Origin of the sequence: Pseudomonas sp. B21-051, assembly GCF_024748795.1 — a bacterium.
GTDB lineage: Bacteria > Pseudomonadota > Gammaproteobacteria > Pseudomonadales > Pseudomonadaceae > Aquipseudomonas > Aquipseudomonas putida_A.
This window is the reverse complement of record NZ_CP087166.1, coordinates 699,427-723,750: the sequence shown is the minus strand read 5'-3', so window position 1 is coordinate 723,750 and position 24,324 is coordinate 699,427. Positions and strand designations below refer to the sequence as shown.

Annotated in this window: 10 protein-coding genes; 2 read left to right on the top strand and 8 right to left on the bottom strand. The window is 60.4% G+C overall.

The features are described 5' to 3' along the window. Positions 1-40: 40 nt before the first annotated feature. Entirely contained in the window at positions 41-2,815 is a 2,775-nt protein-coding gene (locus LOY52_RS03115; RefSeq protein WP_258678151.1) for a hybrid sensor histidine kinase/response regulator, read from the top strand. Positions 2,816-2,845: 30 nt separating this feature from the next. Here the strand turns inward: LOY52_RS03115 and LOY52_RS03110 are convergent, their stop codons facing one another. Then, the gene (locus LOY52_RS03110) at positions 2,846-3,568 is read right to left on the bottom strand and encodes a hypothetical protein (RefSeq protein WP_258678150.1); all 723 of its coding nucleotides are present in this window, start codon (positions 3,566-3,568) and stop codon (positions 2,846-2,848) included. 51 nt (positions 3,569-3,619) lie between these two features. Then, positions 3,620-4,408 carry a hypothetical protein gene (locus LOY52_RS03105; protein ID WP_258678149.1) on the bottom strand — a complete coding sequence of 263 codons (789 nt, stop codon included), beginning with the start codon at positions 4,406-4,408 and terminating at the stop codon, positions 3,620-3,622. A gap of 258 nt (positions 4,409-4,666) precedes the next feature. Here LOY52_RS03105 and LOY52_RS03100 point away from each other — a divergent pair, with 258 nt between their 5' ends. Further along, complete coding sequence (locus LOY52_RS03100) at positions 4,667-5,263, top strand: MarC family protein (protein ID WP_007961956.1); 597 nt, start codon at positions 4,667-4,669, stop codon at positions 5,261-5,263. 62 nt (positions 5,264-5,325) lie between these two features. On the opposite strand, the gene LOY52_RS03095 is transcribed toward LOY52_RS03100, so the two are convergent. The 6 genes from LOY52_RS03095 to cobG form a co-directional block, all read right to left on the bottom strand. Further along, complete coding sequence (locus tag LOY52_RS03095) at positions 5,326-12,291, bottom strand: TcdA/TcdB pore-forming domain-containing protein (protein WP_258679822.1); 6,966 nt, start codon at positions 12,289-12,291, stop codon at positions 5,326-5,328. A gap of 110 nt (positions 12,292-12,401) precedes the next feature. Then, positions 12,402-19,469 (bottom strand): TcdA/TcdB pore-forming domain-containing protein, encoded by a 7,068-nt coding sequence (locus tag LOY52_RS03090; protein ID WP_258678148.1) that lies wholly within the window; start codon positions 19,467-19,469, stop codon positions 12,402-12,404. Between the two features lie 402 nt (positions 19,470-19,871). Beyond that, a complete protein-coding gene (gene cobJ, locus LOY52_RS03085) occupies positions 19,872-21,566 on the bottom strand; it encodes a precorrin-3B C(17)-methyltransferase (protein WP_258678147.1) in 1,695 nt (564 codons plus the stop codon). Beyond that, complete coding sequence (locus LOY52_RS03080; RefSeq protein ID WP_408980417.1) at positions 21,566-22,300, bottom strand: precorrin-2 C(20)-methyltransferase; 735 nt, start codon at positions 22,298-22,300, stop codon at positions 21,566-21,568. Before LOY52_RS03080 ends, cobJ begins: the two co-directional genes overlap by 1 nt. Next, positions 22,297-22,923, bottom strand: a complete 627-nt coding sequence (locus LOY52_RS03075; protein WP_258678146.1) for a precorrin-8X methylmutase — start codon at positions 22,921-22,923, stop codon at positions 22,297-22,299. The genes LOY52_RS03080 and LOY52_RS03075 overlap by 4 nt, the downstream gene beginning before the upstream one ends. Then, positions 22,916-24,214 carry a precorrin-3B synthase gene (gene cobG / locus LOY52_RS03070; protein ID WP_309474937.1) on the bottom strand — a complete coding sequence of 433 codons (1,299 nt, stop codon included), beginning with the start codon at positions 24,212-24,214 and terminating at the stop codon, positions 22,916-22,918. Before cobG ends, LOY52_RS03075 begins: the two co-directional genes overlap by 8 nt. Between the last annotated feature and the right edge of the window lie 110 nt (positions 24,215-24,324).

Here is a 24,324-nt window from a genome sequence, read left to right as displayed (position 1 = left end):
ATCGTTATATTCTGGCATCAACCTACGAAGGGATTTCGCCGTGCGCTGGCTCAGGATTGCCATAAGCTTCACCGTCACGTTGCTGACCTTGCTCTGCATGCTTCCGGCTCTGGCCGCGCAAGGCAGTGGCTGGTCGGTATTGCTCGACGATCAGGGTAATCTGCAACTGAGCGACATCCGCTCGGCTCGCTACACCAATCAATTCAGTCCTATCGAACTTGATCGCCTCACGGCGGCCGAGCCCGATGGCGCACTCTGGCTGCGTTTCAAACTGGCACCAGGCAAGCACGAGCAAGTGCTGCGAATCTTCGCCCCGGACCTGTCCAACCTCAGCCTCTACGTGCTGGACGGCGACAAGCTGATCGAGCAACGCACCTCCGGCACCCAGCAGCCACAGGTCGAGCGGCCACTGCCGAGCAGCGACTTCCTGCTGCCGCTGCCGCAAAGCGACAAGTCCCTCGATGTTTATCTGCGGATGGTTTCCGACCATCAACTGCGCCCGCACATCACCCTGCAATCGGCGGTGATGAGTGCCGCCAACCAGAACCAGACGCTGATCTTCGGTCTGCTGTTCGGCTGCCTCGGCATGTTGCTGCTGCACAACATCGTGCGCTACGCCTACTCCCGCTCGCGCAGCAGCCTGTGGCTGGCGGTCTGCGAAGGGCTGCTGGGCCTGAGTCTGTTGCTGTTGCTCAACCTCGCCGGCCCGTGGTTGCCGAACTGGCACGCGATCCAGACCCCGGGCGCCTATCTGGCGTTGCTGCTGACCGCCCCGGCCGGGCTGATGTTCGCCCTGCGCTTCTTCGCCCCGCTCGGCCCGCACCCGCTGAACAAACTGTTGCTGGGCGACATTCTGTTCATTGTGATCTGCAGTCTGCTGCTGTTGTTCGTCAACACCCTGCCGCTGAACATCATCACCTACGCGCTGGTGGCGCTGGCCGGTCTGAGCATGTTGCTGGTCGGCTTCTATCACTGGCAGAAGGGCTACCGTCCGGCGCGGCTGTTCGTTGCCGGGATGGTGGTGTTCAACATCGGCACGCTGATTATTTTGCCGGCCCTCCTGGGGCTGACCCTGGTGGCGCCGCAAGGCCTGATCATGACCCTGATGGGCTTCATCTGCATCAGTGGCCTGCTGATGAGCATCGCCTTGGGTGAACGCCAGCGCAGCATTACCGAAAGTCGCTTCAGCATCAGCCGCGACCTCGCCGCAAGCAACGCCGAGATCAACGCCAAAGCCGAATTCCTCGCCAAGATCAGCCACGAAATCCGCACCCCGATGAACGGCGTGCTGGGCATGACCGAGCTGCTGCTGGGTACGCCACTGTCGGTCAAGCAACGCGATTACGTGCAAACCATCCACAGTGCCGGCAACGAACTGCTGACGTTGATCAACGAGATTCTCGACATTTCCAAGCTCGAATCCGGACAGATCGAACTGGACGATGTGCAGTTCGACCTCAACGCGCTGATCGACGATTGCCTGAGCATCTACCGGGCCAAGGCCGAACAGCAGAACGTCGAGCTGATCAGCTTCATCCAGCCGCAAGTGCCGCGCGTCATCAGCGGCGACCCGACCCGCTTGCGTCAGACCCTGCTGAGCCTGCTGGAAAACGCCCTGAAGAAAACCGACGAAGGCGAAGTGCTGATCGTCGTCGCCCTCGACGAGCGCAGCGTCAAACCGCGCCTGCGCATCGCCGTGCAGGACAGCGGCCAGCCGATGGAGCCGGAAGAGCGCGATGCGTTGCTGCACGCCGAACTGCACAGCAAACACTTCCTCTCGGCCAATCGCCTGGGCGGCAACCTCGGGCTGGTGATTGCCCGGCAACTGATCCGCCTGATGCACGGAGAGTTCGGGATCAAGAGCGGCACCAGTCAGGGCAGCACCTTGTGGCTGACCTTGCCCCTGGACCCGGATCGCCTCGAACACCCGACCTCCGACCTCGACGGCCCGTTGCAAGGTGCGCGCGTACTGGTGGTGGACGACAACGACACTTGTCGCAAGGTGCTGGTGCAGCAATGCAGCGCCTGGGGCCTGAACGTCAGCGCCGTGCCATCGGGCAAGGAAGCGCTGGCGCTGCTGCGCACCAAGGCGCACCTGCGCGACTACTTCGATGTGGTGCTGCTGGACCAGAACATGCCCGGCATGACCGGCATGCAACTGGCGGCCAAGATAAAGGAAGACCCGAGTCTCAATCACGACATCCTTTTAATCATGCTCACCGGCATCAGTAACGCGCCGAGCAAGATCATCGCGCGCAACTCCGGGATCAAACGCATCCTCGCCAAACCGGTGGCCGGCTACACGCTCAAGACTACGCTGGCCGACGAGTTGAACCAGCGCAATAAAGGTCAGGTGGTGTTCCAGCCGCAAGTGGTCACCCCCGCGACGGCGGCCAGGGTGCCGAGCGATTTCCGCATTCTCGTCGCCGAAGACAACACGATTTCGACCAAAGTGATTCGCGGCATGCTCGGCAAACTCAACCTGCAACCGGACACCGCCAGCAACGGCGAAGAAGCCCTGCAGGCGATGAAGGCCCAGCGTTACGATCTGGTGCTGATGGACTGCGAAATGCCGATCCTCGATGGCTTCTCGGCGACCCAGCAGCTACGGGCGTGGGAGGTCAGCAATCAGCGCATACGCACGCCGATCGTCGCGCTGACCGCGCACATCCTCGCCGAACACAAGGAACGCGCGCGTCAGGCCGGGATGGATGGCCACATGGCCAAACCGGTGGAACTGTCGCAACTGCGCGAGCTGATCGAACACTGGGTAGCCCAGCGCGATCAGCAGAACCGTACGGCCTCGACCTTTTAAGCAGGTGTACCACGCCCGTTCGAGCGTGACTCAATCGGCTGCGCCGTTCTCTTCGGCTGAAACGTCTTCAGTCAGCCTCAACAACGCCACGTTAGCTTCAAGCCTGTCCTGGACTTTCAGGGCGATGGCTGCACGAACCGGTCCATAAAGCGTTTCGGACAAATTGGCGCCGGCAGAGCGTCTGCAAACACTGCCGCGAATATCCTCAGCCTGGAATAGCTCGGCCAAAGGGTTGTCAGCGAGAAACCGTCCAGTCTCAAACTCGATGTAGACGCTGCTCATCGACATCGGCGAGTGCGCCTCGACCGCCAACAGCCGCACAGTCATGGAGACATCTGACTGATCCGTCGATACCTCGCTGGCGCTTTTCTGCATGTAGCCTCGCAGCAGCTCTAGTGCCGGCTCGCTTGCGGAAAGTGCAGCCAGTTGACGCATGACTGCGTTCGCAACGACACATTGCTCCCCAGCATCCCCGAACTCAGGAGCGACCACCCAGTCAACGACAGACTCGCTGTTACCCTGTGGGACGGACAGATCCAACCGTGCTCTGAAATGTCGCAGCCAATATTTGTCCAGAAATTCCATGTAGACGTCATACCAGCCAATACCCGGATTTTTCTCAAGTTTCTTGTTGGCCGCCAGTTGCGCCAACAACAGAGAGTTTATTAAATCCTGATAGCGTTCCGGTTTGTCTGCCGGCGGAATCAGTACAACGGCACCCGCAACGATCAAAACGGAATATTTGCAATTCATATAATCGCCCCCCCAAAAAAAAGCAGTCGACCTTCGACTGCTTTTTCCGATTTAGCTGATATCAATATCTTCAATCTGATCAATACCCACCAGCTTCTTCTTGATCGTCTCACGCACTGCGTTGGCGACGTCGGTATTTTTGGCAAAGAAAGTTTGAGCTCGATACAAACTTACATTACGAACATCGACATCCACGAACATCACTTTGGTAGAGGTGTTCTTGCGCAGAAAACGCACCGTTCCCAGCGCCATGATTGCCTCACCGTCGAGTTCGACACACGCTCCGGTCGAGATGCCACCCACGCCGTGGTCGAGCAAATTGCGCTCATAAGCGGTCAAGGCAGCAGTGTCCCGTTTTTGCAGGGCCGAGATTGCATCACCCGCTACGTTCAGCATCAGAACGCTGGTTGGCCCTGGCAGTGCGACATTAGCCAGCACGGAAGCCAGAATCTCGAGTACCAGCTTGTCCATCCGCACACTGGTGCCTTCGACACCGAGGTTATTGTAGTACTGATCGACAGGCGTCCAGCCAGCGAGGGTCATCACCTCACGGAACCGCTTATACCATTCCACGCCCTGATGCTCTTCGGGGTATAGCTTGTTCGCTGCACGTGTGGCGAACAGAAGAGCGTTCTGGGCATCCGACTTGTTCTGATCCGAAAGTTTGCCAGAAAAACCCATTGTGGCTTCGCCGACAATAGAGCCTTTCGAAGGTGCCTCGATTTCGTCCCCTATAGCCAACAGGCCACGAGAGCGAAATACCGGCTGACCCACATCACAGGCTTCAATCGCGTTAATACAGGAAGAGATATAAAGCTCATTAACGATTTGGCTATGCACAACAAAAGTCCTTATTAATTAGTAGACAAGCCCCTCTTGAACTTGCAAGAAAACAATAAACAAACAAGCCCAGCACTACAAACTCAAATCTGTAACATCTTACCCAGCAAACAAGATATAACTAACAACATCACACAAAACAACTATCAAACAGAAAACGAAAAACCGACTGCCTCGCGCAGAATCTTCTGCACACACACAAGCAACTAACCGACTGATAGACTCGCCGTCATCACTCTCCGGATGCGAGTCGCCCTCATGCTCCACGTGTTATTCAGCGTTTACCTGAAGATGCTGGTGCTCTACAGCCCGTTCTTCGTGTTGTCCTGCTTCATCAGCCTGACCCGTGGCTATTCGCGCAAGGAACAGCGACGCCTGGCCTGGAAAGTGGCGATTGCCACCCTGGTCTCCAGCGTCTTGCTGTACCTGTTCGGAAGGGTGATTTTCGATGTATTCGGGATCACTGCGGACGCATTCCGCATCGGTGCCGGCAGCGTGCTGTTCATCTCGGCATTGGGCATGGCTCAGGGCAAGCCGGTCGTGCAGAGTGACAACGTGCAGCAGGACGTGACGATCGTCCCGCTGACCATCCCACTGACCGTCGGGCCGGGCACCATCGGCGCCCTGCTGGTGATGGGCGTCAGCCAGCCGCATTGGGACGACAAGCTGACCGCGATCATGAGCATCACTCTGGCCAGTTTCACCGTAGGGGTGGTGCTGTATCTGTCCAATCACATCGAACGGGTTCTCGGTGATCAGGGCCTGCAGATCGTCAGCCGGCTGATGGGCCTTTTCGTCTGCGCACTGGCGGCGCAAATCATCTTTACCGGGATCAAGGGCTACCTGGTGTCCTGAACGAAAAAGGGCTGCGGAGGACAATCTCCGCAGCCCGGTCTGATCTGCCAGCTCGCAATGGCTTACTGGTCGATGGACAGACCGATCAGCGCGCCGAGTTCCAGCAGGGTTTCCGTGGCTATCGCACTCATCAGCTCCTCCAGGCTAACGGTCACCGAGATTTCGTCAGGTAACGCAATACCGAGTGTCACCTGCTGTTGCCGTGCCGCATCCACGCTCGCGGCATTACGCATGATGATGCTGCCTCCCGAATCGGGATCCGTCAGCAGCAAGTGCCCGCCGGACATCGAGACCAGCCACCGCTGCATCGGCTCCAGTGTCAGCGCCAGATAGATCTTTGCCGCGTCGGGAAAGTCGAGGTCGACAATCAGGCAGTCAAGGCTGTCCCAGGTCTGGCGGTCGAGCGAAAGGTAGGAGGCGGATTGCGCAAAACGCAGGACCAACGTATCGATTCCATCCGGAATTGGCGCAACCTTGCCGGTTGACTTGATGCCATCGATAACCAGCGTATCTGCAACCCGGCTGACCCCTTCCACAGTCATCCATGCGTCAATGCGCGTAACGTCTTCACCGGAGTTGCTGAACAATTGGCCCGTTAAAGGGTCATGCAGCACCAGGGTCTGACCGTTCGCCACGCCCAGATATTGTGGCCAGTCACGGCCTGACACCGTGGCGCTGAGCAGACGACCGGCAGCGACGTCATACCAGCGGCAAAGCCCATCACTTCTGCCCGCCGTCAGGTAAGGAGCGCTGTGCTGACCTGCAAGCAATCGCGCCAGCTTTTCCTCCTGTGCCTGAAGGGAGTCCACGCCGTTGAAAAACTCGACTTCGACGCCGACGATACGCGGCGGTTCACCTTCGAACAGGTCGAACAACACATGGTCATGCCGGCGGGCGCGCAGACCTGATGCATGGGGCACGGCCCAGGCAAAAGTGTGCCGCGGCATGACTCGCTGCATCGGGGCCAGCAAGTGCTCCTGCAGCAGACGTGTCCCCGAACCGAATGCCGCCGCCAGGCTTTCAGGTGCCATGAACGGCTGACGATAGATTCGACCGGTTGCCCAGTCCATCATCCACGCCACTTTTTTGTCAGGCGTCAGCCTCAACACGCGCATGGCTTTACCCGCTGTGTCGGCGATCAGGAATTGCTGATCCAGATAGACAACATAGAGCGGTGTCTTGCCGGTTGCGTCGCTGATACCCCCGACTTCCACGCTTTCGGCGGACCAGTTCTGAATGTTGGTCGCTACCGTTTCCCACCACTCGAATCCGCCGACACTGCGCTGCTGCCGGGCCGACAGCCATGCCTGATTGAGTCCCAGCAGACGCGCCTCGCCGTCAGCACGCATCTGAAACAGCGTGCCGTCATCAGTGAGGAGGACGTATTGCCCGCCCTGGCGGTGAACATGCTGCACCTCAAGCGGCAAGACACTTTGCGCAAATGCCCCGGGCACCTGATCCGCTGCGTCGATGTGCTGTCGATAAACCTGGCGATGGCCCAGATGATGAAACAACACCGTATCGCCGGTCGATTGAAGCGGATCAAGTAGAACGCAATCAAGAAAGTCCGGCGTGCCTTCCACATCGCGCAGCACAGGTCGAATGAAGCGCCCATCTTCGTTGCGCACCCAGGCTCGGGTGACTTTGCGTAAATCCTCGTCGAAGGAATCGAGCGTAATCACTGCACCCAGTGTGAATTCCACCCTCTTTTCATCAATCGGCTCATGGTGCCGGTTCATGTGCTGTTCGAGGAACTCCCGAACATTGTCGCGACCTTCGCGTACGGGGTTTGGCTGGTCAGTATTCGTATCGGAAATCGCGGTTATGGCAAGGGAGTCTTCACCGAGCAGGTAAGTGATCTTGTAAAACCTTTTCCATTGATCTTCAAAGCGCTGAACCACCTGCAGCAAACCCTCTGGCGTTTCCTGAATCGCAACAATGCAGGCGTTGCCCCACGAATGTGTTCTCATCACCCGATAAGTGCGCTTGATCTGTCCGGTGAGCAGATCCGTACGCCAGATGATTCCCTGCACCGGGCAGTAGTAAAACATCTCCTCGCCGATCGTCGGTCCCATGCAGATCTCCGCCGCATACTGTGGGTCCAGTCCGCGCACCAGGTGCAAGGCATCTTCGGTGTGATCGTACCAGGCAGTGGTACGAACGCCCGTCAAGGCATCGTGATAGTTGCGGACGACCGTCGGGCCATCGGCCAGGCGATGGGCGCGGGCGAGCTCACGCAGATGCTTGCGTGTTGCGGGTCCATCGGCATCGTTGAGCGCGTCGAATTCTGCAAAGAGCAGCGCTCCCGTTGCCCAACCCACCTGATAGAAACCCTCCTCGAGTTGCAGATATACGACACTCCTGGCGGGCACCTGCACCCGCATCGAGCCCAACTGAAAAGTATCCTGGTCAAGCTTCACCGTCGCCGCGCTCACCCATGGGGCACGCAGTGACCATGTCATCGTATGCTCGGGCGCAACTTGCAGGCGCAATGACTTGACGCCCTCGGCCAGGGTGATTGAGCAGTGCCCGCCAGTGGCATCGATGTCATAGCAAAGGTAACCGTGCACCTCCTGCGGCAATGGGGGGACGTGCAGAAAACGCTGATCAGGGCCAATCGCAACACTGACGCGGGTTTCCTCGTAGTTGGGCACCATTTTTTCGATGATGTATCCGGTCGGCACCCGGTAAAAAGTGAACCAGAATTGCCGCTTGCCTTCCCTGTCGTGCTCCAGTGCCAGAGCCGTTTCCAGGTCTTCTTCAAGCGTTGTCGCAAAGGGCAGGCCACCAAACTCGTAGCCCAGGAAACATTCCGGCAAACTCGGCAGCACAACGCTCTCAATCCCCGCTCCCGTATCCAAGGAAATCGTGCCGCGAAGGTCGAGTGCCTCTCGAACGCTGAAAGCCTTGCTGCGATCCCCAACAATCTTCGGCGGATGCAGATCGGAGTAATCGTCCGCTGCGAAAATTCTGTGGTGACCGAAGGTAATGAGCCCTTTGCGCAAATCGAGCCCGGTGTAAACCGCACAGGGATTGGCAATGTAGCTATCGCCTTGTACCGAATGGCTTTGCGGTCGATAGGCCGCGTGTACATCATTCAGATACCGGCCGATCCGCCTTCCACGCTCCGCCCTGGCACTGAAGCCCTCGACCAGTGCGCCGATGCCCACCGCCAGCCCGCCCAGAATCACCCCGGCGCCGCCGAGGAAGGCCGCCGCCGTGCCCGCACCGGCAACACCGGCACCCAAAGCGCCAACACCCAGCGCCAGCCCAGCTGAATCGAAGGCCAGCTGCGTGGCATAGACCGCACGCTGGATATCGTTTTGGGCATTGACCAACAGATAAATGTCGAAGCCGATGCTGGCCAACTGCAAAACGGTGCCGACACCTTCGTTCAAGACGTTGCCCAATGCATTACTGACAATCGACGAGGTGGTTTTGGCCACCCGCAAACCGTCGGTAAAGGCATGACGCACCAGATTCAGCAGTTGTACTGCGTCGACCACCAGCCCGTGAGCCATCTGCGCGTAGGCCAGGTAACCGTGGATACGCACTGCCGACGTCAACGCGGTCGACCCCATCCCGGACTCCGCGTTCTGCAACCCGAGCAGCAGGGCTTGAATGGCAAATCCGGCGTTGAGCGTGTGCACCGCACCGACATCCGTCGGATCGATCACGGGCGACCCCGCGCGTCTGCCGGACAACGCTTCAAACGTATCGCTCAGGTAAGACTTGATCCCTGGCAAGCGCGTGTCATCGGTCTGCACTGTGCGTGTGCGCTGCGGATCACTGGCACTGACCATGGTGATTTCGCTGCGCCCTTGCGCAGTGCTCTTCAGGGAGTCGAACACCGGAACGAAATCACGAGACAGTTGATGCTGGTCCTGTAACCGCAGGGTCGCGCTTTCGATCGTCCGCGCCCACTTGTGGCTGTCCACACTGCTCAGCGCCTGTCCCAGACGCGCGTTCTCTGACAGGGAGCGCGCGCGCAAGTCGGCATGCTGACTCCAGGGTTCGACGGCACGCCCGCCGCCCAGCGGGTCACTGCTGAGCAAATGCTCAACGCGGATATCCGAGGGCAGGGATTTACCGGCAATGCTCGCGCCGTCGAGTTCGATAACCTCGAAAACGCTGGCAGCCCCCTGCTCCAGACCATAAAGCCTGGCAATCACTTGCTCCTGCATGAAGCGCTGGACGCCTTGTTGCAGATCCTCGATCCGGGCGAACGCATACAGCCCGAAGTTGGGATCATAGAAGCGATAGGATGTCTCGCCTTGCGCCACAACCTTGCTCACCAGCATCGAATGATTGTCTGTGTTGAGCAACAGGCTGCCGGCAGCGGTTTTCGCTTCCAGCGCCTGCATCACAGCGGCCAGATTCGCCGCCGGTCTCTTCTCGCCGAATCGCGCCATGGGTACGCCACGCAACTCGTCCAGCACCTTGAGCAGGGCATGGGCTTGCGGTACGCCGGGAGTGAGGTTGGCAATCGCCAGTTTGCCGATCAGCGCACGCTCGGCCGAAGCGCCTTTTTCCAGCGCGGCGGCCATCACCAGCGCCAATGGATAGCAGCGTCGGCCCGGATCCCCCGCGCCGCGCAACAACAAATCCTGTGGCAGTTGTCTGGCAGTGTGTGCGCCCGCCTCGAAGAATGCCTCGCGCACGGCCGCACCTCGCGCAAGGATCGACGCCCGGCGCTCATTCACGGCGGCGATTTCGACCCGATTCACGTACTCACGCCATTGCCGTACGCTGATCGGCTCGGCAAACGCCTGCGCCTTCAGCAGCCTGGAGTTCTGTCCGAGCGATTCGCGATCCGCCGCAGAGACTCGTGCCCCGACCGGGGCAGGATCGCGACTGAGCAGTGTCTGTTCGATCACTTCGTAGCGCGCGACCAGGCCACGGTCGCGCGTATCTTCGGCAAAGGCGACCGTGGTTGCCCATGCGTCTGCGAACCCGGTCTGATCCAGTGTTGCGGCACCAAACAGGCCACCAAACATCACCCGGTGCAACGGGCTTAACTGATCCAGTGGCAACTTGCCTGCGGCGATGCGCGCCAAGGCCTCGTTGAGGTTACCCAGTGACTCGGCCCCGATGGACGTCGGAACAACGTCGATCGACTGGTTCAGCATCTGCTGTCGGGTATCAAAATCAAGGCGGATGGGGGCGTTGAACGTAACATCACCCGTCAATCGGTCATTCATTGCTCGCACAAACGGCTCACCGAGATCCTCCAGCAGCTGCTGCAGGACCGAGGTCAGCAACACCGGTTTGCCTTCGATGACCGGCCAGCCCAGCTTGAACGTGAGGGTCCGCTCTTTCAGCAAATCGGCCAGATTGCCGGCGTAGCGCGACTTGAGCTTGCCCGAGTTCCACCGCTCATGTTCTTTTGCCAGCCAGTCTTCGGGGGTGCCTTTCACTGCCCAACCGGAGATCATCTCCTCTTCGGTGAAGACGTTGAAGCCCTCGACCTGCTTCAGATATTTGCGAATCGTGGGCAGTTGCTCATGCTGCAGGTCTCTTTCGAAATAGCCGACCACACCGCCTTCAAGCGCGCCTGGTCCGGTCATGTCGATGGTGCCCAAGGCTTCGAGACGAATCCCGTCCTGGTAATAACCGGCGATGGCTTCTATGAGTCTATGTGGTCGATAGTCAGATGATGACTTTGGCAATCTCCCATCAGCCTGTGCTTCGGAAACGACTTCAACAATAACGTGAAGGAATGACTCGTAATCTGATGGCGACACGCCTGCGAGGCTCATGCGGCGCTCAACCTCATACAGGCAGTCATAGTTCGCCCGGATCAAGTGCATGCTCGAATTGACCATGCCGCTGCCAGGGTGAGCCAGAATATGAGCGTTCATTTCAGCCTCCAACGGATTGTTCTTGGCCGCACCGCGCCCAATAGCATCCTGGGGCAAAGACGTTGGCACCGGTGCAGCAAAAATCTGCTCCACACCCGGTTTGCTCCGGGCGAATGCGCTCAGTGCCTCGAGATGTTCGGCGGGAATCTGTCCGGTTCTGTCGACATAGCGTTGCCGATCCCGCCCTGGCATCAAGGCATCGTCATGGTTGAGCAGTAACTGCAGAACACCGATCTTCGCGCTTTCACTGAAACCACTGATATCCACGCCACCCGGCTTCTCGATCAGCGGTGGCAAATAATCCATGTCGCTGTAACGCCCGCCCTCGAGAAACTCGGCCTGCAGTCTCACCACATCACTGGCAGCGGCAAAGTTGCCGCGCATGGCGACTTCGCGCTGGTAGACGTCAGCCAGAAAATGACTGGCAAACTCCTGGCGAACATCGCGCAGGCGCAAGTCCTCACCCGCCATGGCCTGATGCGAATCCAGACATTTCTGGCGGAAGGCTTCGAGCGTCGCACGGTCCTTGCCATAACCGCGCACCATCAGGTCGATCCGCGCCTCGTCCGCACGCCCGGCCCAGCGTGGCTGCTTCAAGTGGTCGAACATCTGCTGCTTGAGTACCCGGGCGCGGTCTTCGATCATTCTCGACAGTCCCGTCGGGGTTATCTTTTCGTCCTTTAATACCTTCATCGTGTCCGCACGGGCACTGTCGAGAATCACCCGATTCATTTCAAAGGCCAGCAGCGCGTCACTGTCGTACCAGAGATTGAATGCATATCCCTGCGACGCCAGCACTTTGCGCCAGATGTTCATGTAGTCGCGCTGATTCGGCCCGACCTCACTGCCACCCACCCAGACGAAATGCATGATGCGCGGTATCGGTTTGCCAGCGGAGAGCATCGCCACAGTGGCGGTCAGGCGGCGATCGTAGTCACCCAGTTTCAGGCGCAGCGTTTTGACCTGAGCATTCGCGGCGTCCAGCTGTGTTGATTCAATCGTGTCCTTGAGCAATCTGATCGCTATCAGTTGTTCCGGAAGACTGGTGGCCGCAGCGGCCCCGTCGTAGTAGCGCAAAGAAGCCTCTCCAAGGCTACCGCTGACGGACTCCAATTCAGTTCGCGCAACAAGATCGGCGAACACACTGCCCATCGTGACTTCATCCATAATGCTCAATGCAATTTCCTTTTTTTAGCCAAGCGAATGCATCACGACGACATGAGCCGTCGCGACACAGAGAGAAAACAAACCTCGAAAAAGCCCAACGAAGACTTGCGTCAGGCCGGCACCGCTCCCAGCAACTGCGCCAGCGTTGCACTGCCGTCGGCATCATCGGCTTCGACGATTTCCCGCAGCCTCTGCACCAGATTCGATACCGCATAGGAACGCCCGCCCTCGAATCCGAGGAAGACGTCGCCGCGCATTGCCGGATCCGCCGAGCACACATCACGCAGGATCAGGCTGTGCTGGCGATCCGGGTCGACGATCAGCAAGTGCTCGTCGACAAACGACAGTTGCAGTGTTTGCGGTGCGTCCAGCGCCCAGACCAGCTTGCCGGGAATCGCCGGGACCTCGCCGAGTGGGTGACGGCAATCGACAATCACCGAGTCCAGCCGCAACCAGCAGGCCCTCGACAGGTGATACGTCACGCCACCCTGCCCCAGGCGCAACACCAGACAGCTCACGTCATCAGCGATCAGTGGCAACAGGTCTTCGACCTTGTTCTGGCCCTCGACCACCAGCACCTCGGCGTCGCGCCGCACGTATTCGAAAGGGCCGATGCTCTGCCGACCGGGGTAGACGTGCACACGGTGTGCCTGACGCTCGTGTAACAACACGTGCCGATGGCGGGTGCCGAGTAATTCGCAATCGTGCGGCAGGTCCTGACCCGCTATCCGGATCAGTTGTGCATTCGCCACGTCGTACCATTGCAGGTTGCCCGCGCCGGATTCCACGGCGATGTAGGGCTCATGCTCGGCGGTTTCCAGCAATGCCTGCAGAGACTCCGGCAAATGCCCCGCGTGCTCGCTGGCCCAGTGATGATCGACGCCAATGATTCGTTCAGCTTCCTGATATCGCAGCTTGAGTGACACGCCGTCCAACGATGTCCCGCACAGACCGGAGCCGTCATTGCGCACGGCGCTGAACCGCCAGTCGTCCCACTCGGCCTGCGGTGCCGGCAGCAAGTCGCTCGCCAGTAACTGGGCGCCGTTACCGAATGCTGGCTCAAGCTGACGGCTGTCGAAAAACAGCTGACTGCAGATCTCACCGCTGGCGACATCGAACAGCCAGACCGCCTGGTTGTCCGGCGTGACCCCAAGCAGGCGCATTTCCCGTTCATGCCCCGGATCGCACACCAGCACGCGGTTATCCACATACCAGGCACACAGGCTGCGATCACCGGCGGCGTTGCGCAGCCCCAGAATGGCGAAACTGTCGACCGGGTACTTCGCCGCCAACGCTTCGAATGCTTGCCACCACTGCGCTCGCCCCTTGAGCCAGCGCTCACTCAAGCCCCCCAAATGCACTTCACCGTCTGCGGTCAGGTTGAAGAACAGACCGTCTTCGGTCAGGGCCAGATACCCGTCCTGTACCGGTACCACGTCATTGAGCCCATCAGGCTGCAGCCATTGATGCGTCCATTGCGCCGGCCAGCGCTCGCTGTCAGCGGACGCGTTGCGTTGCACCTTGCACAGCTTTTGCGCCAGCCGGTCGTAGATGAAAAACAGCTCGTGCTCATCATTGACCGGCAGAAGCAGCAGATCATCAAGATGCTTGATCGAATCGGCCCAGCCGCGGATATGCCCGAAGGCAAACGGATGGATGCACAACAGGTCACGGCTGCGAACCCAGACCAGGTCACGCTTGCCCGGATCGAAGGCCCAGCAGACCGACACGTAGGCGGCCGGTTGCCAGTCGACGGTGCTGACGCCTGCGCGTTCGGGCACCCGCGGTAACGTGAAATAGCGACCAAGCACCACCGACCAATCCGTCAAGGTCGGGTTGGCGAACACTCGGTGGCCGAGCTCACGATCAATCTCTCGGGTAACTGCCACCAGTTGCAGTTGGCCCTCATGGATCAGGTAGTTGAATTGCGTGAGGTGCCGATCAGCACCCAGCCATTGCTGTTCGATATGAATCACGCCCTGAGCATCGACATCGATACGCCGAACGCTGCACTGGCCCTCCGTCACCAGCAGACGGTAGCGGCATTTGAGCAAACCGCTGACGGCATCGACCTGCCAGATGTCGTAGTTATGCACCTCATAGAAAAACGCAGAATCGCCGACCACCGCCGCCAGCAGCATTTCATCGGCGGCCAACACCTCTTCACTGCGGATGTACAGAAATCGATCCTCGGCAGCGTCGTACCAGGCCGTGGTGTGACGCGGCTGTCCCTCGGGCTCGAAAGGAATCGGAAAGTGATGAACTGGCGTGTAAGGCAGCACCAGCCGATGCTCCCGGGCCAGTGTCTGGTAATGCGTGAGCAGCGACTGCTCATTCTCACCGGCTGGCGCGCTCTGCTCGACAATGTCCAGTCGTCCGGCACTGCGGTTGACCTTGAATGATTGCCGCCCGGTCAGCTGGAGCATGACCTCATGCCGTCCTCTGCCGTCGAACGTCACCTTCACGCCACCCACCGAAAGAACCCCGCCGACGTCGATCCGCACATCCCTCTCGGTGGCCCAGGCGGCTACCAGATTCCAGCGGCACTGCTGCAGGCTGGGAGACTGCAACTGGACATTGACCCCGCGATTGAGGATCAGTGAACAGGCGCCGCCCGCACCTTCGATGCGATACGACAATTTGTCGTGCCAGACAGCCGGCGTTATGGGCACCGCCAGCGCACGCTCGCGGGCATCCAGCCGCACCTCGATCACGGTTGGCCGATAGGACGGCGCCAGGCGGTTGATGATGTAGTGCACGGGAAAGGAGTAGAACGAAAACAGAAACCGCCACTGGCCATCCGCATCCTTTTTTTCCAGTTTGCGGGCTGTATCGAAACCCGTGTGGTGGAGCAGAGACGAGAATGGCAGCGCCTTGTATTCGTAACCGTAGTACGTGGTCGGCGTGCACGGCAGGACGACCAGTTGCGTGGTCGGCGGATCGAAGTGGATGTAGCCGGGAAGTCCCAGTTCACGCCGCAGATCTAGCGCTTGCTGATCATCCGGATTGAAATCCGGCACCCCGAAATGGTCGCGCAGCCGATACACCTTCGGACTGTCGAGCACCATCCTGGCGCGAGTGAAGTCCAGGCTCTGGACGACCAGCGAAGGGTGAGCGACCCACGCCCCGAGCCCGTCGTCATAACCATAACCCACACCCCGACAGGCCCGCTCCAGATCGTCGAAAAACCGCCCGACCTCATCCGCCTGCTCGGCAATTCGGGCGAAGCCTTGGGCCAGTGCCGCCACGCCTATGGCCAATCCGCCCAGAATCACCCCGGCCCCGCCGAGCACGGCTGCCGCAGTCGCTGCGCCCGCCGTGGCGGCTCCCAGACCACCGGCGGTCAACGCCAGACTGGCGGAGTCGAAGGCCAATTGGGTGCCGAACTGCGCGCGCTCGATCTCGTTGTCTGCCGTCGCCAATTGATAGATGTCGAAACCGACATTGGCCAGCCCCAGCACCGCGCCCACACCTTCGTTGGCGACATGCCCCAGCGCCTCGCCAACCACTGGTGCACAGGTACGGGCGATGATCTTCTCTTCATTGAGTGCGGTTTTTATCAGACTGATCAGGCCGGCGACATCCGTGACATTGCCATGCACCAGCTGCGCGTAATTGACGTAAGCGTGCAAGCGCACGGCGGTGGTCAGGGTGCGGTCATCCCCCTCTCGTCCACGCAGGACGTTCATCAGTGCCTGGATCGTGAAGCCGGTATTGAGCGTGTGTACGGCACCCGCCTCTGCCATCTGTGGCGAGGCCCGGGTGCCCAGTGCCGAAAACTGCTCCGACAGATAATTTCTGATGCGCAGCAGACGATGATCGGAGCTCACCACCTGCACCACATGCTCGGCCTGCGTGGGATCGACCAGGTTGATCCGGTACTCGCCGGCGGTGGTCATCTCCAGGGTTTCGAACAACGGCACCAGCGGTTTTGCCGAAGCATGCAAGTGCTGTAAAGCGTCAGTCGCCTGGGCAATCTGCTGTCCCCACCAATGACTGTCCAGATCGCGCAGGCTGCGCCCCAAGTGCGGATTGCTGACCAGTGAATGGCCGCGGGCACTGTTCAAGCGCCGACGGATCGGTCGCTGTGTATGCTCCGGCAGCACATTGTCGGACTCCAGCAATTGCCCCACACGAAATCCACCGGACAGATCCAGCGCCGCTATCTTTTGCCCCTGCAGTTCGATCAGATCAAAGGTCGGGCGCGCGTCGTCGCCATAGGCCGCATAGTATTTCGCCAAACCCTGTTTCTGGAAAAGATCGGTCAGTGCCAGCTGAAACTGGTCAGGCTGGCTGAACTCGAACACGCCGAAATTGGGATCATAGAAGTGATAGGTGGCGTGCCCGCCATTGAAGATTTTCGCCACGAGCATGGCGTGGTTGTCCGAGTTGAGCATCAGCGTGCGCGAGCTGGCGAACGCCTCCAGCGTGGTGCCGAGCTGCTGCAGATCGACCCGCCCCAGCGGCTTGCCGATGTCATGCAATTGCACGCCGCGCAATTCCTCGAGTGCCTCCAGAAACACTAGTGAATCGCGCTGCTGCGGCTCGACGGTGGCCAGGAAGAATCGCTCGCGCAAGCGTCGCGACGCCGCCACGCCGTGCTCCAGAGCAGCGCTCATGATCAGTGCCAGCGGGTAACAGCGTCCACCGGGATCACCCGCCCCTTGGAGCAACAGATCCTGCGGCACCAGTTTGACGTCATTGGCCTCGATTTGCCCCAGTACCTGACCCAGCCGCAGGATCACCTGCTCACGGTGCTCGCGGGTGGCGATGGTCTGGATAAGGGCAACATGACGCCCCCATTGAAACAGCGTGTGCGCCTGCAACAGCGCGGCTCGCTTCAACGTCAACGCACTGTCCGACGACATCATCGGCTGGTCGACATGACTGGCGAGACCGGCCATGAATTGCGCTGCACGATGCTGATAAAGATGGCGTTCAATCGCCGCATAACGCACCGACGCCCCCACCTCGGCAACGCTGTTGGCAAGGTTGTCGAGCTCGGCAGCCACCTGTTTGAAGCTTTGGTTATCCAGTGAGCGTACGCCCAGTAGCTGGCCCAGCAATACCCTTTGCAAGACGCTGACCTGGAACAGGCGCAACGGCTCTTGCGCAATACCACTGAGCAGCTCATCCAGCGCCAGCCCGTGAACGCTGGCATCGTTGAGCGACGCCGGAGCCTTGAGGCTGGCCGGCTGAGCCTTGATGGCCTGGCGATCATCGAAGCCGAGCCCCGGCCCGCCGGGGAACCGCAGCGGGCCATTATGCCCTTCGCGCATCGCGGCCACGAACGGTTCACCGAGTCTGTCGATCATCCGTTGCAGGACATCCGTCAACAGCACCGGCCGGCCTTCGATGACCGGCCAGCCCTCCTCGAACATCACGCTCTGCTGAGTCAGCAATGCCGTTATATCGCCGCTGTAGCGCGCACTGTACTGCCCTTCACGCCAGCGTTGCTGCTCGTCGAGCACCCACTGTTCGGCATCACTGGTGTTGTCTTTCCAGGAGTGATCCAGCTCTTCCTCGGTCTTGTCGTTGACCATCCACAGCGGCTCGATAGCCGCCTCCACCCGCAACGTTTCCTCCTCGCGCGGGACGAAGTTGTGCCGTTCATAATCGGCCATGCCATCGCGCATCGCGGCCGGGCCGGTCAGATAAATCGTCCCTTCGCTCTGCGGACGAATGCCGTCACTGAAGTAGCCCGCGATGGCCAGCATCAGAAAGTTCGCCGCCACGTCCTCGGTCATCGACAGTTCGGCCAGAGGGCCAAATGTCTGCTCGAGCACTTCGCGCGCCAGCCCTGTCATGCCGTCAAAATCGCTCAGTGCGACGCCACGCTCGGCGGCGAGACGGCTCGTCTGTTCAATGGCCTCATAGTTGAACCGAAACCGCTCGATCACGCTTTTGAGCATCGGCGATTGCGCGTGAGCCATCAAGAACGAGTTGCTCAACGTGTTCTGCACGGCAACGGCACGCAGATCCTGCGGCCGCACAAGCAGCTCTGCCGGCGCCTGGAACACCTCGTTCAGCGCCGGCTGCTGCCGGGCAAAAGCCTCCAGCGCGGCCCGGTGTTCCTCGGGAATTCGGCCCACATAATCGGTGTACCGGTCACGCAATGCCTGGCGTCCCGGCATCCATTGCGGGTTGTGATCGAGCAGCAATTGCAGAACACCAAGGCGCGCATCGCCACCGAACGTACTGATATCAATCCCGCCCATGGTTTTGACCAGTGGCGGCAGATTATCGACATCGACGTAGCGACCACCCTCGTCGTACACGGCCTCGACCCGCACCACATCCGAGGCGGCGGCCAGATTGCCGCGCAACCGGGTCTCGCGATCATAGATGTCCTGCAATCGCAGCGGTGCGTCGAGGTCACGCAAGTCGCGCAACTGCAAATCACCACCTGCCAGAGCCAGCAGACTGCGCCGGTTTTGCTCGATCAGAGTTTCCAGTTGTGCCGCGTCCTGGCCATAGGCACGGGACAACAGGTCGACCCGCGCTTCATCTGCCGATAACCCGCGCTCCAGGGCCGCATTGATGTGCATGAACATCTGCTGCTTGAGGACGATGACCCGCTCTTCGTACAACGTACCCAGCCTGGCCTCGGTAATATTCTCGCTGCCGCCGTGCTGCATGGCGTCAGCCTTGGCGGCCTCGACGATCAACTTGTTGGTTTGCCAGGCCAGTAACGCGTCACTGTCATACCAGAGATGGAGGCTATAACCCTGCCCGCTCAATACTTGCTTCCACAGATTGAGGTAATCATGCTGGATCGCGCCCAGACCACCGCCCAGCCAGACAAAGTGCAAGTTCTTAATAACCGGAGTTGCGGCAGTCTTCGCGTAAGTTTCGCTATTTCGCAGACGGATCTCGAATGCCTGAACACTGCTGTAGATTCGCGATAAAGCGTCCTTTGGCGGTTCAGGCTGGCTATGGGTGTCACGACGCACACGGGGTACGCCAATCAGCTGTTCCAGCGAATATCTGAGCAATGTCAGGGGCTCAATCAATCGCGGGGAATCGAGCAAACCGATACATGCAAAGTAGTAACGCCAGACTGACTGATAAACATCACTGTCACGGTATACCAACAGAGCCTGCTCAAGATCAGCCTGTTTGAACAGGCTGATAAAGCCGACATAACCACTGACGTCTTGAAGTCTTTGATCGTGCATGAAAGCTCCTTCGTTACTTGACCAACATCATGTGTGCAGATGACGAACAAGCTAACGGCTGGCGAATCAGCGCTCAAACCTCAGAACTTTCAATACATGTCAAAACAGGCTTCTGGAAAACAACTGATAAAGCATGTAACAGCAACAAAGCATTACTGCCAGCCTGATATATAAATCAACACAACTGAAGAATACGCGGCGCGATTGCGCCTGAACTTTTATTACTGCCTGTCAAGATTCAGGATAAATCCGACAAAATATAAGTAACAAGAAAGATCCCACGCGGAGCTAGAGCAGATCCCACACGTCCCGCTGAAAAATATGACACCGGCAAATCCGGAAACACTCTACCTGCAATGTCCGGCATGGCGAGGGGGCAAGCCCCCTCGCCTGCGGTCATGATTACGGCTTTTCGCCGTACCAGCGAGGTGTGTAGACCCACTCGCCACCTTCAGCCTTCGGGAAGGTGCAAGTCGTTGAAGAGCCAACCAGCACCATCGTGCGCATGTCCACCTGATCCGGGGTCAGTTGCCCCAGTGTCGTCACGCGCAGGGTCTGCCCCGGACGACCGATGTCGCGCCCCAGCACCACCGGCGTTGCCGCGCCGCGATGCTGCGCGACGATCTCCAGCGCACGCCCCAGTTGCCACGGACGCGCCCGCGAGATCGGGTTGTAGAAGGCCAGCGCCAGATCGGCCTCGGCCGCCAGATCCAGACGTTTCTCGATGATCGACCACGGTTTGAGGTTGTCCGACAGCGACATCACGCAGAAGTCATGTCCCAGTGGCGCGCCCGCTTGCGCAGCCGTGGCAAGCGAGGCGGACACCCCGGGGAGGATTTCCAGCTCGACGCTGTGCCAGGCTGGATCGGTCGACTCGTGCAACGCTTCGAGCACCGCCGCGGCCATGGCGAACACGCCGGGGTCGCCGGATGAGACCACGATTACCGAACGCCCCTCGGCCGCCAGCCGGAAGGCGTGACGGGCGCGCTGCATTTCTTCGCGATTGTCGGTGCAATGCTGCACCTGATCTTCGCGAAACGGGCCGGCCATGCGCACATAGGTTTCGTAGCCGAGCACATCGGTGGCCCGCCCCAGTTCCGCCTTGACCGCAGGCACCATCAATTCGGCAGCGCCGGGGCCAAGGCCGATCACCGCCAGGCGCCCACGTTGACGACCGATCTGCGCGACGTCCAGCGGCTGTTCGGCGCGCGCAATCGCCAAGCCGTTGGCACTGCTGATCGAGGCCTGCGGCAGTGCCTGACGAGCCACCTCGTCGAGGTCTTTTTGCGCCGTGACAAAGCGCAGCGGCACACCCAGTTCGAGGGCGGCTTCACGCAGTTTCGCTGACGCCATTTCAATATCAGCCGCCAGCAGACAGGCCAGCGACTGCTGCGCAACCCCGGCCTGCTGCAATGCGGCGCGCACGGCATGCGGCAGATCGTCCAACTGCGCACTCACCGCCACCGCAACACTGCGTGGATAGATCAGCAGCTCATTGGCGCTCGCTGCACGCTCGGCACTGCCAACATGAATCGAACGTTGCGCCTGCGGGTCTTGCGGCAACTGCGCCTGCTCCAGCCACGGCGCCGCGCCTTCGATACGCACACTGTGTCCGGCCAGCAGATCGGACACGAAACGCTTGCCCAGCTCCAGATCAGCCAGCGCATAACCGCCGGGTGGATTGAGCAGGCAAGTGCCAAAGCGCAATTCGCCACTGGTGGTGATTGCTGCGGCGACCTGCAATGCGGCGGCGATTTCACGGGCCATGACATTCACCCCGCCGAGGCCGCCGAGCAGCGGCACCACGGCGCTGCCATCTTCGGCAACGGCGAGTACCGCCGGTTCAGCGCCCTTCTCCAGCAGCAACGGCGCCAGGGTGCGAATGACAATGCCGGCAGCGCACAAGGCAATGATCGGCGCGTCCTGCTGGTACAGCTCACGCAGGGTCGCACCGAATTCCTGATAGCTGCAGTCGGCACCTTCGACGCGTCCGGCGAGGCCGTGGATCTGCGCCGTCGGATACAACTGCTGGATCCGTCGCGCGGTGGCGAGTGCGCCCTGTCCAAGGATGACAATGGCCGGTGTGGATGGCGTCATCAACCTTGCCACCGTTCGCCCGGGACGATGATCAACGAGAAGTACGGCGAGGACATCGGCTCGACCTGATCCAGCGGCACGATCTTCTGATTGGCCATGGTCGCGCGTTCGACGTACAGCGCCCGCTCGGCCAGACCGAGCTCTTCGAGTACCGCACGGACTTTGGGAAAGTTGCGCCCCAGCTTCATGATCACCGCCGCATCTGCGTCGGCCAGACGTCGCTTCAGATCCTCATGCGGCAACACGCCGGAGAGCACCGACAGGCTCTGGTTGCGATACACCAGCGGCGCACCGAGCACCGAGGCGCCGCCGAGCATCGAGCACACGCCCGGCACCACTTCGGCGTCGTAGCGCGTGGACAACCGATCATGCAGATACATGTAGGAACCGTAGAAGAACGGGTCGCCTTCACAGATCACCGCGACGTCGCGCCCTGCGTCCAGATGCGCCGCGACTTCTTCGGCGGCGTCATCGTAGAAGTCGCTGATCACTTGTTCATAAGACAGCGGCGCCGGCAGCACTTCTGTGGTCACCGGGTACACCAGCGGCAGCAGATTCTGCGCGTCCTGCAGGTGCGCTTCGATGATGCCGAACGCATTGCCCTTCTTGCCCTTGGCGACGAAGTACGCCACCACCGGCGATTCGCGCAGCAGGCGCAGGGCTTTGACGGTAATCAGTTCCGGATCACCGGGGCCCACGCCGAGGCCGATCAGACGTCCTTTGGCCTGCATCATTCGATCTCCGTGGCGAGGGCATTGACTGCGGCGGCGGCCATGGCGCTACCGCCGAGCCGGCCCTGCATGATCACGAACGGTACGCCACGACTGTCTACCGCCAGGGCCGCTTTCGATTCGGCGGCGCCGACGAAGCCCACCGGGAAGCCAAGGATCAGTGCCGGTTTCGGTGCGCCGGCATCGAGCATTTCCAGCAGATAGAACAGTGCGGTCGGCGCGTTGCCGATCACCACCACGCTGCCTTCCAGGTGCGGACGCCACAACTCCAGCGCCGCCGCCGAGCGGGTGTTGCCCAACTCGCGGGCCAGGGCCGGCACGCTGTCGTCGCGCAGGGTACAGATCACTTGATTGTTGGCCGGCAGACGGGCACGGGTCACGCCTTCGGAAACCATCCGCGCATCACACAGGATCGGCGCGCCGGCCGCCAGTGCATCGCGCCCGGCCTTGCCGGCACCTTCGGAAAATTGCAGACCGTCAATGGCCTCGACCATGCCGCAGGCGTGGATCACGCGCACCGCGAGTTTTTCCAGATCGGCCGGGATGCGCGCCAGATTGGCCTCGCTGCGAATGATCGCGAAGGAGTTGCGATAGATCTCCTGACCGTCGCGGATGTAATCAAGCATCAAGGGGGCTCCGTGAGCGGGCGTCGAGCAGGATCGCGGCCGCTTCAATAGTAAGGTTGCGTGCGTGCAGCGCGCCGAAACCCGGCAGCGCTGCATCGCGAAAATAAAGGTCGTAATGACCGGGGCTGACCGCCAGCAATGTCGCCGGTGTGCGATGCGCCGCCGCGCAAGAGCGCGGGCAACCGGACAGGTGCACGTTCTGCGCCTGTGGCAGCAGCGTCGCCAGCAACCGGGCGTCGTGTTTGGTATCGGCCAGGCCTTTGCCGCAGCCGCTGGAGCCGGTGCAGGCAATCAGCCGGGACAGCGGCTCGCGGGGGTCGGTCAGCCAGTGCAATTGCCTCAGGTGGTGCAGGACTCGCGCCGCGTCGGCGGGCTTCACGTTCGGCAGCAGCAGACTTTGCCAAGGGGTAAAACGCAGGCTGCCATCACCGAACTCACGGGCCAGCCGGGCCGCGCCACGAAGCATGGCCGGGTCGAGACGGCCGAGCGCCGGCACCGCACCGACATATACCCGGTCGTCAGCATTTTGCCGGTGAACACCGATGTGCAAAGCATCCGCCCGCGGCGTGCGCTGTCGGGCAATGGCGGCATTGATCGCCACGCGTTGGCGCAATTGTTCGAGAAACGCCGGTGGCGGCAGCTCATCGAGCAAATGGCGCATGCGTGTCTGCTCCGGGCGAGCCAGCTCAAGGAACAACTCCAGCACCGCGACCACCAGCGCATGGCCGTTTTCCACGGTCACGGCACCGGCCGCACGATCAGTCGGGCAGCCCGCCAGGCCGACCGCCAACAATATTTCACCTTCATGCTCAAACGCCGACAGCCACAGATCATGCGGATGCTCGAGCATCGCCAACGCCTCACCGCCGTCCAGTTGCACGGCGAACTTGGCGCTCAACTCATGAAAGCGCGGATGTGTCTGCAGAGTCGCCAGAATCTGTTCGGCCAGGGGCCGGGTATCGAACAGCAACTGCCGATCGATCCCGGCACTCGGGCTGAGCATCAGGTTGCGCACATCGTCGCCCGCTGCGGTTTGCGGCCCCAAACCGGCAGCCAGCAAACTGTCGATCAATGCCGCGGACTGCTCGCCGATGCCGCGAATCTGCAGATTGGCGCGGTTGGTCGCCTCGATCGCGCCACTGGCAACACGCTCGGCGGCATCGGCCACCGCGTCGGCCTGATCGGCAGTGATCGCGCCGCCATTGAGCTTGATCCGGCAAATGCCGCCGTCCAGCGCCTGGACAATACGCAGCAACCCCGGGCAAGCCGAGGGGCGCAGAGCGGTGGACATAGGGCGTTCGTTCAAGGGATGACCGGCTGGCTGGCAGCGCTGTGGTGGGCGAAAGGTCGCCATTATGCCTGCTTTGCCCGAGCGCATGAAAATGCCTGTCGGTCGGAAAC